The sequence below is a fragment of the Parasphingorhabdus sp. genome, assembly GCF_965233695.1.
In the GTDB taxonomy this organism is placed as follows: Bacteria; Pseudomonadota; Alphaproteobacteria; order Sphingomonadales; family Sphingomonadaceae; genus Parasphingorhabdus.
Genome location: NZ_OZ247497.1, coordinates 1,756,922 through 1,772,907, shown reverse-complemented (window position 1 = coordinate 1,772,907; position 15,986 = coordinate 1,756,922). Strand labels below are relative to the sequence as shown.

The 15,986-nt window shown below is 51.6% G+C and carries 12 protein-coding genes; 8 read left to right on the top strand and 4 right to left on the bottom strand.

Features of this window, described 5'->3' with window-relative positions:
• The first annotated feature begins 15 nt into the window (after positions 1–15).
• Positions 16–429, top strand: a complete 414-nt coding sequence (locus ACO6S1_RS08425) for a hypothetical protein (protein WP_422345866.1) — start codon at positions 16–18, stop codon at positions 427–429.
• A gap of 133 nt (positions 430–562) precedes the next feature.
• On the opposite strand, the gene ACO6S1_RS08420 is transcribed toward ACO6S1_RS08425, so the two are convergent.
• Positions 563–847: a hypothetical protein gene (locus ACO6S1_RS08420; protein ID WP_422345865.1), complete on the bottom strand. Its 285-nt coding sequence runs from the start codon at positions 845–847 to the stop codon at positions 563–565.
• A 338-nt stretch (positions 848–1,185) separates the two neighbouring features.
• Here ACO6S1_RS08420 and ACO6S1_RS08415 point away from each other — a divergent pair, with 338 nt between their 5' ends.
• The 3 genes from ACO6S1_RS08415 to ACO6S1_RS08405 all read left to right on the top strand — a co-directional run bounded on the left by ACO6S1_RS08415 (position 1,186) and on the right by ACO6S1_RS08405 (position 5,683).
• On the top strand, positions 1,186–1,623 hold the full coding sequence (locus ACO6S1_RS08415) for an ion channel (protein ID WP_422345864.1): 438 nt from the start codon (positions 1,186–1,188) through the stop codon (positions 1,621–1,623).
• A 34-nt stretch (positions 1,624–1,657) separates the two neighbouring features.
• The gene (locus ACO6S1_RS08410) at positions 1,658–3,637 is read left to right on the top strand and encodes a hypothetical protein (RefSeq protein WP_422345863.1); all 1,980 of its coding nucleotides are present in this window, start codon (positions 1,658–1,660) and stop codon (positions 3,635–3,637) included.
• A 120-nt stretch (positions 3,638–3,757) separates the two neighbouring features.
• Positions 3,758–5,683 (top strand): S1 family peptidase, encoded by a 1,926-nt coding sequence (locus ACO6S1_RS08405; RefSeq protein ID WP_422345862.1) that lies wholly within the window; start codon positions 3,758–3,760, stop codon positions 5,681–5,683.
• 54 nt (positions 5,684–5,737) lie between these two features.
• Here ACO6S1_RS08405 and ACO6S1_RS08400 read toward each other — a convergent pair whose 3' ends face one another.
• The 3 genes from ACO6S1_RS08400 to ACO6S1_RS08390 are packed head-to-tail and all read right to left on the bottom strand — an operon-like array spanning position 5,738 to position 8,317.
• A complete protein-coding gene (locus ACO6S1_RS08400; protein ID WP_422345861.1) occupies positions 5,738–6,061 on the bottom strand; it encodes a hypothetical protein in 324 nt (107 codons plus the stop codon).
• 29 nt (positions 6,062–6,090) lie between these two features.
• Entirely contained in the window at positions 6,091–8,007 is a 1,917-nt protein-coding gene (locus ACO6S1_RS08395) for a TIR domain-containing protein (protein ID WP_422345860.1), read from the bottom strand.
• 55 nt (positions 8,008–8,062) lie between these two features.
• Positions 8,063–8,317 (bottom strand): hypothetical protein, encoded by a 255-nt coding sequence (locus tag ACO6S1_RS08390; RefSeq protein WP_422345859.1) that lies wholly within the window; start codon positions 8,315–8,317, stop codon positions 8,063–8,065.
• Between the two features lie 225 nt (positions 8,318–8,542).
• On the opposite strand from ACO6S1_RS08390, the gene ACO6S1_RS08385 reads away from it, so the two are divergent.
• From ACO6S1_RS08385 to ACO6S1_RS08370, 4 genes are all read left to right on the top strand, one after another.
• The gene (locus ACO6S1_RS08385) at positions 8,543–11,170 is read left to right on the top strand and encodes a TonB-dependent receptor (RefSeq protein WP_422345858.1); all 2,628 of its coding nucleotides are present in this window, start codon (positions 8,543–8,545) and stop codon (positions 11,168–11,170) included.
• Positions 11,171–11,242: 72 nt separating this feature from the next.
• Positions 11,243–13,240: a tetratricopeptide repeat-containing sulfotransferase family protein gene (locus tag ACO6S1_RS08380; protein ID WP_422345857.1), complete on the top strand. Its 1,998-nt coding sequence runs from the start codon at positions 11,243–11,245 to the stop codon at positions 13,238–13,240.
• Entirely contained in the window at positions 13,237–14,865 is a 1,629-nt protein-coding gene (locus tag ACO6S1_RS08375) for a BCCT family transporter (RefSeq protein ID WP_422345856.1), read from the top strand. The genes ACO6S1_RS08380 and ACO6S1_RS08375 overlap by 4 nt, the downstream gene beginning before the upstream one ends.
• Before the next feature lie 212 nt (positions 14,866–15,077).
• Complete coding sequence (locus ACO6S1_RS08370; RefSeq protein WP_422345855.1) at positions 15,078–15,977, top strand: ABC transporter ATP-binding protein; 900 nt, start codon at positions 15,078–15,080, stop codon at positions 15,975–15,977.
• The last annotated feature ends 9 nt before the right edge of the window (positions 15,978–15,986 follow it).

The following is a 15,986-nucleotide window of genomic DNA, read 5'->3' as shown; positions in this document are numbered from 1 at the left end:
GGGAGGAAGGTCGCGATGAATAATTTGGAGATATTATTATATGTGGTGCTCGGAGTGGCAGCCATCGCTTATGCCTACATAATTGGCGTAAGATCCCAAAAGGGCAGCCCAATCATTGCTATTGCTCTAGCCATGGTGTTCTCAGCCTTCACAGCGTTGCAATTGACGCGCGAGGGCATTCCCATGTTCTTCGCCAATCACGCTGCTAATCTTACAGGGCTTCAGGTTTGGTGGGACATCGTTATGTGCGCCGTTATCGCATTCTTCTTCATTGCACCGCGTGCTCGCAAGCAAGGGATGGGGCTATTGCCCTGGGCGGTGTTTGTTCACGCAACCGTGAGCATCGGACTTTTGGTGATGTGCGCGCGGCTATTTTGGTTGGAGAACAAAGCGAATAAGGACGAGACAATAGAGCTAAACGACGCTTAGCTTCGTGACGACCGCAAGGGCCGTTAACAGAACGGCAGCTAGTGCGGTTGTTATGTCCGCTTTTGCGCCCAAAGCGGACACTAGTCGTATTGTTCAGGCAGTGGGAGACACTTCTCCAACGATCTCGAAACAATTAGTTTTTGGCTTTTTCAAAGTGGATTGTGCCGTCGGACATGCCCGTTAGGCCAGACAGATACATCTGGCAGTATGATTGAATGTATTGAATGTTGGCGCTGCCGTGTTGTCCAAACTCGTTTCCAATTTCGTCAGTGATCGAGCTGAAGTTTGCGATGGCTTCAGCTCCCTTTCCATCCAGCATTAACAACGTAGCAAAGTATGATCTATGTCGAAGTTTAGGGGTAAAAACGGTTTCGAGCTTCATATATTGTTTGATGGCTTTGTCATATTCGCCAGCCAAGTAATGACGCCGCGTAGAGGCCCAAAAGTAAATAGATTTGAGGAGCCTTAGCATCTTTTTAACACCGCCTCCTGAACATTTGCTTACGAAAAGAGTGAGCATTCTTACTACAGATGCCTGCGAGAGAGACTAGAAAAAAGTAACACTCTCCTAACGTCCGCTTTTGCGCCCTAAGCGGGCACTATGACTAGCGACGGCTTCATCCCGAAAGCGGACATTAGACGCCTACGATATCGACATCATGATCAGGACCCACATGCCTCCCAAAGCTACTCAGATCAAATCGCTGCGCTTTCAGCGCGCTTGACAAAAACTCCATATGAATCAATGCCATTATCATGAACGAGCTCATTGTTCCTCTTTTCGTTTCGGCGTTATTGATCGCGATGTGCCTTTATCTGCACTTTAAGGTTTTACGCAAAGCGTCGCGAAAAATTCCGCAATTGCAGGATAATATTCGTTATCCCATATTGACCGTCATGACGTTGATCTTCGCAACCCATCTGGTCGAAATCGTCTTGTTCGCGATTGCCTTTTGGATAATGACCATAACGGGACTGGGAAGCCTGAACGGTGCGCACAGTTCAACAGCGGCAGACTATTTGTATTTCTCCATAGCATCTTACACTACGCTCGGTATCGGAGATATCACACCAGAAGGTTCTATGCGGCTTGTCGCCGGAATAGAAGCCTTGACCGGATTGCTTCTGATCGCCTGGAGCGCGTCATTTACCTATCTTACAATGGAACGCATATGGTCCCCTCAGGAAGAGTAAGCGGTCACCAGATGCGATCGGGTGACACCTCGTCATGAGCGGTGTTGCGCCGCCAGATCCCCCTCAGGTTCGCGTGAGTGTGGGCGTGACCGGCCATCGTCAGGCGCATCATGGCTATGCTGCCCATCAAGCAAAGATAGAAGCCGTTATGGCTGAGATTATGGATGTGATAACAGAAGCGAGCAAAAATACGTCCTTGCTATTTGGTCCTGAAGCCCTTGCACCGACAAGGCTTCATACGCTGTTGGTCGACGGGACTGATCAGGTTGCTGCGCATCTGGCCATTAAACGGGACTGGGGGGTTATCAATCCGCTGCCATTTGGCAAAAACCTGAATCTTGCGATCAATGCGCTGCCTGAAAACGCCAATGACGCAAGGGCATTATTGGCGGACGGTTTGGCAAAGGACCCGGCCACCAATCAGCGTGCGGCGGAGATTAAGGCCATTTCGGAACAGGCACATATATTCGAACTGGCAGATCAGGATGAAAAGATAAGCGCACTGTTCTTGGCAAAACTGGATGCTCCGAATGATTTTGCCAAAGCACAGGCCTTTGAACTGGAGAGCGCTCGCCGCGCCGCCTTGGCTGGACAGATTCTCATCGAACAATCCGATCTTGTTATCGCGGTATGGGATGGGGAAAGCACAGCCAATATTGGCGGAACAGGCTACACCGTCGCCAAGGCGCTGGATCTTGGTTCGCCGGTGATCTGGGTTGACCCGCAAAGTCCAGAAGACTGGCAAATCCTGTACAGCTCAGAATCTCTGGCCGCCCATTCCCAGCGCAGCAATGCGCAAGATCGAAAAACAACGCTGGTACAAATCGTAACCAACATACTCGCTCCAGGAGATACTCCGAAAGGTGGCCTGCTGGCTTTTCTGGATGAAAAATGGCACGATAAGAGCGCCCGCCTGACCCATGCCTTTCGGCGCGTGGAGGCGATGTTCGATGGTGGTGGAAGGCCATTTCGAAAGCTGGTCCAGCGCTATGAGAAACCAAATGAAATTGCGAGCGGCAGTGGTACAGAATTGTTGAATGTGACGAAAAGCCTTCCCTTTTCGGATCCGGAACTACCGGCAAAAATAGACAGCATAGCGATGCAGAATTTTGCCTGGGCAGATGGGATCTCGTCGCGTCTGTCGGATCATTATCGTGGCGGCATGATCGTTAACTTCATCTTGTCTGCTTTCGCGATTGTCGGCGGGGTCCTCTATCTTCCACTGGTTTCCCCCGATCAGAAATGGATTTTTGCACTGTTCGAATTCTTGCTGCTGCTGGGGATTGTGATCATAACCTTCCGCGGGCAGAAATACCGCTGGCATGGTCGCTGGTTTGAAACTCGCCGTGTCGCTGAATATTTTCGGCATAGCCCTCTCCTGCTGATACTCGGTGCAGCGCGCGCACCGGGGCAATGGCTTCAGGGGACCGAAACATCCTGGCCTGAATGGTATGTCCGCCAATCACTGCGGTCTATCGGGCTGCCCAAGGCCAGGATCACGGCACCCTATTTGCGATCGACACTAGCAGCGCTTTTGGAATGTCATGTGGTTCAGCAGCGCGACTATCATTCTGACAAGTCAAAGCGCCTCAAGGTGGTGCACCATAATCTCGACAGGCTGTCCGAATTCCTGTTCGGCCTGGCGGTGCTGTCGGTAGCGATCTATCTTTTGTTAAAGGGCGCCTCAGCGATGGACCTTGTCGACAGTGCGATTGTGCTAAAGCTTTCCAAGACTTTTACCGTTTTGGGCGTGTTGTTTCCCACTTTTGGTGCTGCAGTGGCTGGCATAAGATATTTTGGCGATTTTGAGAGATTTGCCGCTATTTCGGAAGTTACAGCAGAGAAACTCAATGCCATCCATAACCGCGCCAGTTTGCTTTTGGAGGCCCCCGATAGCGCGTTGGACTATGGGCGCGTAACCGCACTGGTTCATGCCGCCGACGAAGTGGTCACATCAGAAATTGAAAATTGGCAGGCCGTATTTGGCGGGAAAAATATCACTGTCCCGGTTTGATCGAACACCCAGCACGTTCAGCATCGATTTCTTATTATTTTACAACTTGTTGCAATATATGATACCGATCGAGCAGGATGGGGTCGCGCAACATCCATTGGTTTGGATAGGGGGCGTGATATGGGAATGCAAACAGGCACAATCTGCGAAGAAACAGACAGCCGGTTGAAAACCCTGTTGCTGGCAGGCTTTTGCGCCCTGCTGCTCGCCATGTCCTGGGTATCACCAGCTTCAGCGATCATAGTTCCAACGACCAACCCGAACCTTACCGATGGGAAGATTACAATTGGTTTGCGTGAAGAACTGGGTAAAAACGCTCCAGAGATCGAGAGAATATTGCGAAAAAACCCACATGTCCGGGTTGGCTGGCCGAGCGAATATGAGGTTAGCGCAGATCCTGAATCGCCAGAAAATTTCTATCTTATCGACATGGAATTTTACGGTGCGAGCGAGACCTATCGGCGATGGGATCAGGGGCCCTATACGGACCAGCGGGACACCCGCACGCCCATTTTTGTCGGTCGGCTGGATGATGGAAGTTTCGCCACAGATCTTGACGCCGAAGTGCGGAAAATCATGAGACGAAAAGCATTGTTAAGTATAGAGAATATGCCGGCATTCAGGAATGGAGCCACTCTTGACATTCGCTATAAACCGAGCAGTGAAAACCCTAAACCGGAACGCTTCTTAAGCCTGCTGACCGAATTTCCTCTTTCGCTGAAGGTAGAGGTTCTTGAAGGCAACGCAAAGCCACAATTTGTCTATGTGCTTATGATCAAGCCTGACAATGAGCTACAATGGGTTTTTGAGACTGCTAGCGACGATCCGATTAAATCCGGTCAAAGTGTCTATGTGGATTATGGGGAAAAGGGGTTCAGTTTCGATGCCCCGGGCCGCCACGAGTTTCTGACGATATCCTCGGACGATCCGATAAACCCTGAGTTTTTTGCATCAGCCAGGACAGGGAAAATTGATCCCAATGACTGTTCGAGCCTGTTGAAGAAAATCTTATGCGGAACGATCACAGGCATCTATGATCCGACCCTCCCGAAAGTCATTCGTGTGGGTACGGATTCGGGCTGGAGCATAACCCGAAGCAGATATTACGGTTCTCGGCCGCCTGTTGAGGCAGTGGGCGGCGGAGAAATTGTGGGCGATGGATTTGCGCCGTGGCAAGTTCAAATCTACTCCAATCAGACCTATACAGCGTCCCAGATCGCGGCCGACAAAAAATTAGGATCGAAGGGCAAGCTTCTTTGGAAACAAAAGCCGTTTCAGCGCTATCATCGCTGTGGTGGTACGTTGATCGCCCAAAATATTGTCCTGACCGCAGCCCACTGCGTAGCGAAGGGACCGACAGCGGGCCAAAAAGTTCTAAAAGTGCGTGAAGTGCGGGTTGGAACCCAGAATCTGGAACGCGGCGGAGAAAAATACAGGATCGTATCGGTCGTTGTCCATGCGGGATATAGACCCGGCAATCCCAAGGATGACATTGCGCTTGTGCGGATCACTCCCAAATCGAAAAGAGTACCGCAAAAACCCATTTTGCTGACGGGTAATGTCCGTGGATTCCGCTCAACCGGCGCGGGTGATCGGGTACAGATACTGGGCTGGGGATATACTGGTGTCATCAAAAGAGGTGTAAGAGGCAATGACCGGCTAGTGGCGGAAGATGGCAGTCGGCAAGTCAATGAGGCAAAGCTCAGAATTGCAGAGCTAGCGATATTGGGGTCATCAGAGTGTCGGGGACGCAAGGGCTATCGCAATGTAGTGGTCAAAAAACTATGCGCAGAAACCCCGAAGACATCTGAGAAACGCAAAACTGCCTTCAGCTGCACCAACGACAGCGGCGGTCCGGTGATACGATGGCACGGCCGGAAGAAAGTTCAGGTGGGCATAATCGTCTGGGGCATCGGGTGCGGCGACATTGAGAACGGCAAGCAAAACCCCTCTTTATTTGTCGATCTGGCTCAATACACCAACTGGATAATCACAGCAAAACGACGCATTAGCCAACTGGAAGGGGATGTCGTGACGCATCGTTAGGCCATAAAAAAGGGCCCGATTTACGAGCCCTTTTGAATCTGATTTTATCTTGCGTTATTGGTCGTTGGAGCCCTGATCATTGGAACCCTGATCATTGGAACCCTGGTCGTTGGAGCCCTGGTCGTTGGAACCTTGATCGTTGGAACCCTGGTCGTTGGAGCCCTGGTCGTTGGAACCTTGATCGTTGGAACCCTGATCACTCGGTCCCTGATCGTTTGACCCTGCTTGATCATTGGAAGCCTCTGCGCCGCCCTTGTCAGCCGCCATGGCATCATCTGCAACGACCTCTTCAACCGTCGCATCATCTGCAGGCGTGTCGCAGGCCGCAAGGCCCAGCGATAGAGCTGTAATTGTTCCTATTGCTAAAATCTTACGCATTTTCCATCCCCCTATAATTTGTACGCAAATCATATAAACCCAAGCTGTAATAGCAAGTCATTAAATCTTGGATCATCCCGCAGCGGGTCGAGAAAGGGATCGTTCAGCAAATAGATCAAGCCTGAGTCACCAAGTTTTTTTGCCTCGGCCAATGTTTGAAAAGCCTCGTCAACCTTGCCCCATTGCGCCAGAACTTCAGCTTGCTGGTACAGTCCATTGTCACCGTGGGCGGTAATCAGATTTTCAAAATTCAATTGGGCCCCATCCAGGTTCCCTTCTCGGTGATCCAGTATCGCTTTTCCGGTAAACGCGATCAGACTATTGGGTTCCAGTTCATATTCTACTCGTGCTTTGGCCAGATCGCCAAGCATGAGATAGGAATCGCCGATATCGCCGTGCACGCTATTCCTCTGGGGATTGATTTCCAATGCACGTCTGGCCGATTGAATGGCTTCATCATATCGCTTGCCTGCATATTTTATACCGCCCATTGACCGAAATATCGTGGCGTTGAGTGGGTCAAGTTTTGAGGTCTGTTCGATGACGCGATACGCTTCTTCAAAACGACCGGTCCGCGCACAATAGATGGCATATCGGCTAAACACATCAACGTTGCTTTTGGCCAGGGAATAGGCTTTTTCATATGGCGTACGCGCCCCTTTTACATCCAGACGCCCATAGAACAGGCCATATCCCAGGGCATTATATCCCGCAGCAAATTCAGGCGCGATTTCGGTGGCGCGTGTCGCCTCCGCCACCGCCTCGTCATACAGCTTCACACGCTCGATGCTATTTGCATATTGATTGGCGATGACAGCCAAAACTCGGGCCCGTGCCGCACGGGGCGCAGCATATTCCGGATCGATGCCGATGGCCTCATCAAATTTTGCGAGAGCCGCGCGTTCGCTCGTTTCATCTATATGAAGCTCGAACAGATCCTGACCTCTTAGGAAGGCATCAAAAGCCGCGATGTTTTCCGTGCCGCCCGGTTGCCTTGCTTGATCGGCATCGGCATCACTGCCCAGCGCAACCGAAAGAGCAGCCGCGACAGCAGCGGCTATTTCTGACTGGACCTTGAATATGTCGGCAATTGGCCGCTCAACGGTTTCAGTCCATTGGCTCAATCCGGTGCGTCCATCAATCAGATCGGTCGCGATTTTGAATTGGCCTGCCGCCTTTTGCACATTGCCATCAAGCAAAAAGGACACACCCAGTTGCTGCGCGATGGTTTTTGCATCGACTTGATGATCGCGAAAATTATTGGATGATGTCTGACCGACAATTTGCAGCAACGGATTGCGGGACAATTGGGCGCGAATTTCGGAGGTCAGGCCATCAGAAAAATAGGCTTGTTCAGGATCACCGCTCAGATTGGCGAAGGGCAATACTGCGATGCTACTGGGCGTAGCTTCATCACCAGAACTCAAAATACCGCTCTGCCAAACTGACAAACCTCCAGCCAGCAATGTAACCGCACCGCCGCCCAACATTACATTTCTCCGCCCTATCCGTGGGGGTGCCGATACGAGCGGCGCATCTGGCTGATCTTCGCCGTCATGAAGAGCGGCAACCGCCTTCAGGATTTTTTGCATTTCGGGGCTGTCGGGCTTGGACTTGGAACGCGATAGATCGATGCACTGAAACTGCCCAAAGCCCAGTGGCGGATCGCTTCCATCCAGAGAGATCGGAACGAGTCGTCCGCTATCGCGTCCGCGCGTGGCTTCATCATGAACCCAATGGGATGTGATCGAAGTCTTTGACCACAAGACAATGACAGCCTTAGCGCCGGCCAGCTCTGCTTCGGTTGTATTGGCAAATCGCTCACCGCCTTCAAGCATGCCATCCCACCAAACGGAAAACCCCGCTTGCTCCAGAGCTTCGACAATCAAAAGCGCGTCTTTTTGATCTTTCCGAGAGTAACTCAGGAAAACAGTATGTGATGCCACCAGTTTTTACCCCGTTAAGCCACTTTGTGGCCCCATGTAAAATCAGCATACGCTTTCATCCGTTTAGTAACAAGGGACGTGGTGATTGCGCCCAATCCGCTGCAAGACTTGCACACGTGCTGTTGTTCAAGGCGAGATTTTCGCCAATTGAAGTGATAATGATGAAAATGAACATCACGAGATATGCAAGAACCCTTGCACGGATCATTCTAATGTCCGCTTTTGCGCCCATACCGGACATTAGCGTTGTGTCCGCAATATCCCGAAAGCGGACGCTGGCCTTGGTGGGTTGGACGATCACAATACTCAACCAAAAGCAGTTGCTTAAGACTGATCCATCTTGGTCTTTGGGGGTATCGAAAGTTACATAACCAACACTACGGTTCACAAAGCCGTAATGGTTGCTATAAGGGCCAAGATTTGAAAGCCGAGGTCGCAGGGGACATCTTTTTTTTGGCTTTGCAATGGGTTCGATAGGTTTTCATCGGTCGAATGTGTTTTTCCCTAAAATTTAAAAAAACCACACGAGGGTTATTTGATTTATTTAAAAACGGGCGCATCGCTTGCGGTCATCGCAGCTATGGGCTGTGCATCGGCACAAGCTCAGGAAACAACCAATAACGAACAACAAAGGGGTGTACAGGAAATTGTCGTCACAGCGACAAAACGTACTGCAGATTTGCAGGATGTTGCAGTTGCTGTTCAGGCATTGGGTGAAGAAACACTCGATCAACTGGGCGTAACAGTCTTTGACGATTACCTGCAGCAACTGCCCGGCGTCACTGCTGGCGGCGGTGGACCTGGTCAAAGCACCATCTATATTCGCGGCTTGGCTTCGACCACGCCCAATCTGACAACAGCCGGCGTTGCTGGACTTGCACCCAATGTGGCGCTCTACCTAGACGAACAGCCGGTATCACAACCAGGCCGCAACCTCGACGTTTATGCAGCCGATCTGGAGCGCGTGGAAGTGTTGTCCGGGCCACAAGGGACATTGTTTGGCGCCAGCTCGCAGGCAGGCACTGTGCGCTTGATTACCAACAAGCCGGTTCTTGGACAGTTTCAGGTAAAAGCGAAAGCCGGTGTATCGTTCACCAAAAGTGGCGATCCCAGCAACAATATCGAGGTCATGGTGAATGTCCCGGTTACCGATAGCTTTGCGATCCGCGCCGTTGGTTATTATGACAATAAAGGCGGCTATATCAACAATGTGGCCGGAACCCGCAGTACCGCCGACAGCGCCCGATTCCGCGCAGCCGGAACGGTCCGCGACAATGGCGTTCCTGTCAGTGCCGCTCGTAACGGGTTGCAAGCCGGTGCCGATCTAACCGGCGTGAATTTCATTTTGGCGGACAATTCAGCTCTCGTCGAAAAGAACTTCAACGATACCCAATATCTCGGTTTCCGGGTCAGCGGTAAATATAAATTCTCAAACGACTGGAGCCTAACCGTCGCCCATGCCCGTCAGGGATTGGATTCCGATGGCGTTTTCTTTGAAGACCCGACACTGGGTGATCTGGAAATCCAACGCTTTGAACAGGATGAAATCAAGGATGATTTCAACAATACCAGCTGGACATTGGAAGGCCGGATTGGCGCATTGGAACTGGTCTATACTGGTGCTTACACCAAACGTGAGACAACACAGCGGGTCGATTATTCCGACTATCTGTTCGTTGGCCAATATCTGCCTTATTATATCTGTGACGGGTCGGTTTCTTATCCCGGCGCTGCGCCAACAGGCACGTGTCAGGCACCAAATCTGCTCGTAAATTCGCGGACAGAAACCGAAGTGATGACCCATGAGCTCCGTTTCAATACACCGGCGGATTATCCGTTGCGCTTGACCGCTGGCGGTTTTTACAGCGATCTGGAATTGCTCGAACGCAATGATTTCAAATACCCCGGCAGTACAGCAATCGATTTGTTCGGCGGCTCTTTTCCGGCTAACTTTTCACAACCAACCGCTTTCAACACCGATAGCAGCGCTTATCCAGCCGGCGTCATATTCCGCAACGATGTGCGCCGTACCGACAAGCAATTCGGTATATTTGGTGAAGCCACATTCGACATTTCGAATCAATTCGCAATCACCTTGGGTGCGCGTTATTATGACGTCGAAGTGGATTTAGAAGGCAGCGCGAATTCGTCTTTCTGTAATTCAAGCGGCGTGGATGAAAATGCCTTTGGCACCAACATCAGCGATCTTTATGATGGCGATGGCAGCTTCACATTCATCGGCAGTTGCACTGACGCCCTGCGCCAGACGTTTACCCTCGGTCAATCGGTAGCCGACATTGAGGCTGCTGGACTAAGCCCCGCACAAGCGCAGCAAGTGTTCAACTCGCTGAGCGCACCGGACAAGGCGACAACCGATGGCTTTATCTTCAAGGCCAATCTGACATGGACGCCAACCGATGATCTGTTGTTCTATGCAACCTATTCGGAAGGCTTTCGTCCAGGATTGCTGAACCGTCCCGGCGGCGCGCAAAGTCCCGGCGGCTTTACCGTTCCATTCGCTCTGGAAACCGATGAAGTGACCAATTATGAAATTGGTTGGAAAACATCGCTCTTCGACAATCAGGTGCGTTTCAACGGTAATGCATTTTTCGTCGATGTGAAGAATTTGCAGACCACAATCTTTGATACCAGCATCACCAACTTGTTCTTCTCGGACAATGCGGCGAACGCAGAGATATTGGGCCTTGAGGCAGATATCACCATCGCACCTTATGCTATTGATGGTTTGACCGTGAGTGCGGCATTTTCCATTCTGGATACGGAGATTACCGACGTTCTCACGCCAACTAATGATGTGATTGAAGGACGCAGCCTCGCTTATGCGCCGAGTTTTCAAGGCAATTTGCGGGCTCGCTATGAATGGAATGCCTTTGGCGACTGGACAGCCCATGTCCAGCCACAGATGACCCATTCGGCTTCTTCCGCGACCGACATTATCGAGATTAACCGGATTACGCTCGACAGCTGGACGACATTTGGTCTGTCGGCTGGTGTTAGCGATGACAAATGGTCCTTCGAGATATTCGGCGACAATCTAACCGACGAACGCGCCGAGATTAGCGGCAGTTTCGTTTACGATCGTTCGCGTATCACAGTGAACCGCCCGCTGACCGTGGGCGCACGGGTTTCCTTCACATATTAAGGAAAAATACAACAGGGGGAGGCTAGCCAGGGGTTAGCCTCCCTTTTTTGAAGGATAGCAAGCCGCGAATACATGTCTGAAACAGCTCTCGATATAGCCGAATTGCTAAAGCAGGCGCGCACTCAAATGTATGAGGGGCGCTTCGATGCTGCGCTGAAAATCGCTGTGGTGGTGTTGCAGGGTGAGCCCGAGAATATTGACGCTCTGTACATGAAAGCGGTTTGCGAGCGCTATTCTGGACATACTGACAAGGCACTGGCCAGCGTCAATCAGCTGAAGACCCTCTCCCCCGATTTTGGTAGGGCCTATCAGGAAGAGGGTCATATATTCAGAGCCAAGGGCGATGATGAAAGCGCCCTCGCCGCCTATCGCCGGGCCTGCCAATGCAATCCCGTATTGCAAGCCAGCTGGAAAGCACAAGCCGATATATTCGAAGGCTGGGGCCAACGGGATGCCGCGGCAGAAATGCGCGGCCAAGAGCAACGCATAGCTGCCATGCCCAAGCAATTAGTCGGCGTGTCGCATCTGTTGCACGAGGGCAAGCTGATCAAGGCAGAGAATGCCTGTCGCCATTTCCTGCAAAAAAATCCCCGGAATGTTGAAGGCATGCGACTGCTCGCCGATATCGGCGTGCGATTGGGCATATTGGAAGATGCCGATTTCCTGCTCGAAAGCGCGATTGAATTTGAACCGGACAATATCCAGGTGCGCATCGATTATATCCAGATATTGCGCAAGCGTCAGAAATTTTCCGAAGCGCTCAAGCAAAGCGAGCTGCTCTATCAGCGTGACACTGCAAACCCGGTTTTCCAATCCCTCTATGCGATCGAGTCCATGCAGACCGGTGACTATGAGCAGGCCTTGGATCTGTTTGAAAAGGTTTTGCAGCGGCTTCCCAGTGATCCGGTCACATTGACCTCCAGAGGGCATGCCCTGAAGACATTTGGCCGCCATGACGAGGCTGTTCTATCCTATCAAACAGCCGTTAAATCAGACCCGGGATATGGCGATGCTTATTATGGTTTAGCCAATCTGAAAACCTATCGGTTTAGCGACGAAGAACTCAGCCTGATGGAAGCGCAAGAACAGGGCAACCAGCTGAGCTACCAGAACCGCATCCACATCTGTTTTGCCCTCGGCAAGGCTTATGAAGACCGCAAGGATTATCACACATCCTTCGGCTATTATCAGCGCGGCAATGAATTGAAGCGCGTACAGTCACGTTATGATGCCGATCAGATGACGGCAGAGCTCGATAACCAGATCACAGCCTGCACACCTGCCCTGTTTGAAAAGCAGTCTGGCAAAGGTTACGACGCGCCGGATCCGATATTCATCCTGGGCCTGCCGCGGGCCGGGTCGACATTGCTCGAACAGATATTGGCATCCCATAGCCAGATAGATGGCACGCTGGAACTGCCTAATATCTTGTCGCTTGCGCACCGATTGCGCCGACAGAAACAGGCAAGCAATGATTCCCTATATCCCGAAAATCTGCACGATCTCGAGGCCGATCAATTGCGCGCCATGGGGCAGGATTTTATCGATAGCACCCGCATCCATCGGCAGGACGCGCCCTATTTCATCGATAAAATGCCCAATAATTTCCGCCATATCGGCCTGATCAAGCTCATTCTCCCCAACGCAAAAATCATCGATGCGCGCCGAGAGCCCATGGCTTGCTGCTTCTCCGGATTTAAGCAGCTCTTCGCCGAGGGCCAGGAATTCACCTACGGATTGAACGAAATTGGCCGCTATTATCGCGACTATGTGGGCCTGATGGATCATTGGGACAAAGTGCTGCCCGGAGCGGTGCTGCGTGTCCAGCATGAAGATGTTCTGGATGATCTGGAAGGCCAAGTGCGGCGGATGCTGGATTATCTGGGCCTGCCATTCGAACAAGCCTGTATCGATTTTCATCAGACAAAACGCGCCGTTCGAACAGCCAGTTCAGAACAGGTACGCCAACCCATTACCAAAGCGAGTGTCGATCTCTGGCGCCGCTATGAAACACATTTGCAGCCGCTGAAAGATGCGCTGGGACAAGAAATATTGGAGCCTCAGCAATGAGCGGAACGAAAACAGCAGCAGTGACGACGGCGACTGCAGCGGATGTAATCGATACGGATTATGAAACCGATTATGAAGCCGGTCAGGATAACGTCAATCCGTTCGGGCTGGAAATGCATAATCCCGTGTTTTTTATCAGCGCGGTTCTGATCATCACCTTTGTTTTGCTAACGCTGATGTTTCCCGAGACGGCAAAAATCGGACTGGAAGCGAGCAAGGCGTGGACGCTGCAAAATTTTGACTGGTTCTTTGTTATAGCCAGCAACATCGTCCTGCTTTTTTGTGTGTCCGTTGCCGCTTCGCCTTTGGGCAAAATTCGATTGGGCGGCCCGGATACCAAGACGGAATTCGGAACAGCTTCCTGGATTGCCATGCTGTTCTCCGCAGGCGTTGGTATTGGCATGGTTTTCTACGGCTCGGCTGAGCCCATGGCCTATTATACCGATTGGGGCGGAACACCGCTTAACGTCGAGCCGCGTACACCCGAGGCGATGCGCCTCGCGCTCGCGGCCACGGTCTTCCATTGGGGACTGACACCCTGGGCAATTTACGCGGTCATTGGTCTGGCTCTGGCCTTTTTCGCCTTCAACAAGGGACTACCACTCACTATCCGCTCGGCTTTCTACCCCATTTTGGGCGATCGGATCTGGGGTTGGCCGGGACATTGTATCGACATTCTGGCGGTCATTGCGACCATGTTTGGCTTGGCCACATCCCTCGGCCTTGGCGCACAGCAAGCCGCAACCGGCCTCTCCTTTCTCTTTGGCGTCGAAGCGACCTTAACCTCCAAACTGCTCTTGATCGCCGTTATCACAGCTCTGGCCGTCGTTTCGGTTGTCCGGGGAATCAATGGCGGCGTAAAACTGCTGAGCAATATCAATATGGTTCTCGCCGCATCACTGCTCGCCTTTGTCTTTGTGGCGGGGCCAACCATGGCGATATTCACCGGCTTTGGCACGGCCATCGCGAGCTATGCCGAATATGCCATTCCTTTGAGCGACTGGACAAGTCGAGAAGACAAGGCCTGGTATCACGGCTGGACGATATTTTACTGGGCCTGGTGGGTCAGCTGGTCGCCATTTGTCGGTATGTTCATTGCCCGGATTTCCAAAGGACGGACCATCCGTGAATTTTTGTCGGTTGTCCTTGTCGTACCCGTGATTGTTGCGATCATATGGTTCACAACATTTGGAGTGACGGCCATTGAACAAGTCAAGAATGGCGTCGGCCAATTGCCCGCCGGCATCACCGAAGCACCCTTGGTGCTGTTCCAGATGTTGGAGAATATGCAGTTCCCTTATATCGCCTCTTCACTGGCCATCATCCTGTTAATCGTATTCTTCGTGACCTCATCTGACTCCGGTTCGCTAGTCATCGATGCGATAACCGCTGGCGGCAGAACAGATGCGCCCGTTGCACAGCGCATTTTTTGGGCGGTATTACAAGGTTCGGTAGCTGCGGCGCTATTGGTCGGCGGCGGAGCCACGGCACTTGGCACCATGCAAGCCGGCACTATAGCGAGCGGCCTGCCTTTCACCCTGGTATTGCTGGTCTGTTGCTACAGCCTGTTCAAAGGTTTGTTGTCAGAATATCGGCTGTTGAAAGCTGAGGTTATCACTGCTTGACGAGCGGCATCAATGAACGGCAACGCTAGTTTTCAACCTCCGCTTTTGCGCCCTTAGCGGACACGGGGGTTACGTCTGCTTTATCCCGAAAGCGGATGTTAACGCGAAGCCATGGATGCTAGAAATTTGCTTCACTAAATTTTCTGACGCGGCCTATTGCCATTGGTGTATTACCAACATATATCACCTAAAGAGATTTTTGGAGGACAGTGATGTTAGATTTGCGTGAAGTTACCCATATTTATCCCAATGGAACCAAGGCGCTTGATAATGTAACCCTGTCGATACCAAAAGGTATGTTTGGTCTGCTGGGGCCAAATGGAGCTGGTAAATCCACACTGATGCGGACCGTAGCGACATTGCAAACACCGACGCACGGTAGCATACAATTTGATGACATAGATATTTTGAAAAACCCCGAAAGCCTTCGTGAGCGACTGGGTTATTTGCCACAGGATTTTGGCGTCTACCCGCGTGTTTCTGCCTATGATATGTTGGAGCACATGACCGTGCTGAAAGGCATTGCATCAAAAGCAGATCGCAAGGCAACGGTCGAAACTTTGCTGAACCAGACCAATTTGTGGGACGTGCGCAAAAAAGCCATTGCCGGTTTCTCCGGTGGCATGCGCCAGCGCTTTGGTATCGCTCAGGCGCTGATCGGGAACCCAGAACTGATCATCGTTGATGAACCCACCGCCGGTCTTGATCCTGAAGAACGCAATAGATTTCTAAACCTGCTCGCCGAAATTGGTGAGAATGTTGTCATCATTCTATCGACCCACATTGTCGAAGATGTTGCCGATCTATGCCCCAAAATGGCTGTTATTGCCAACGGCCGCATTCAGTTGGAAGGCGCGCCGCTCGATCTTATCGGCAAAACCAAGGGAACAATCTGGTCCAAAACGATAAAGCGCGAGGAACTAGACGCCTATCGCGCGAAATATGAGGTCATTTCGACCCGCCTATTCGCAGGCTCCACGATCATCCACATATTGGCGACGAACAATCCGGGAGACGGTTTTGCTGCTGTCGAAGGAGGGTTGGAGGATGTTTATTTCTCGACTCTCGCCGCGACCCGTCGGGATACGGCTGATTCTTCACAAGCAGCTTAAACGGAGAAA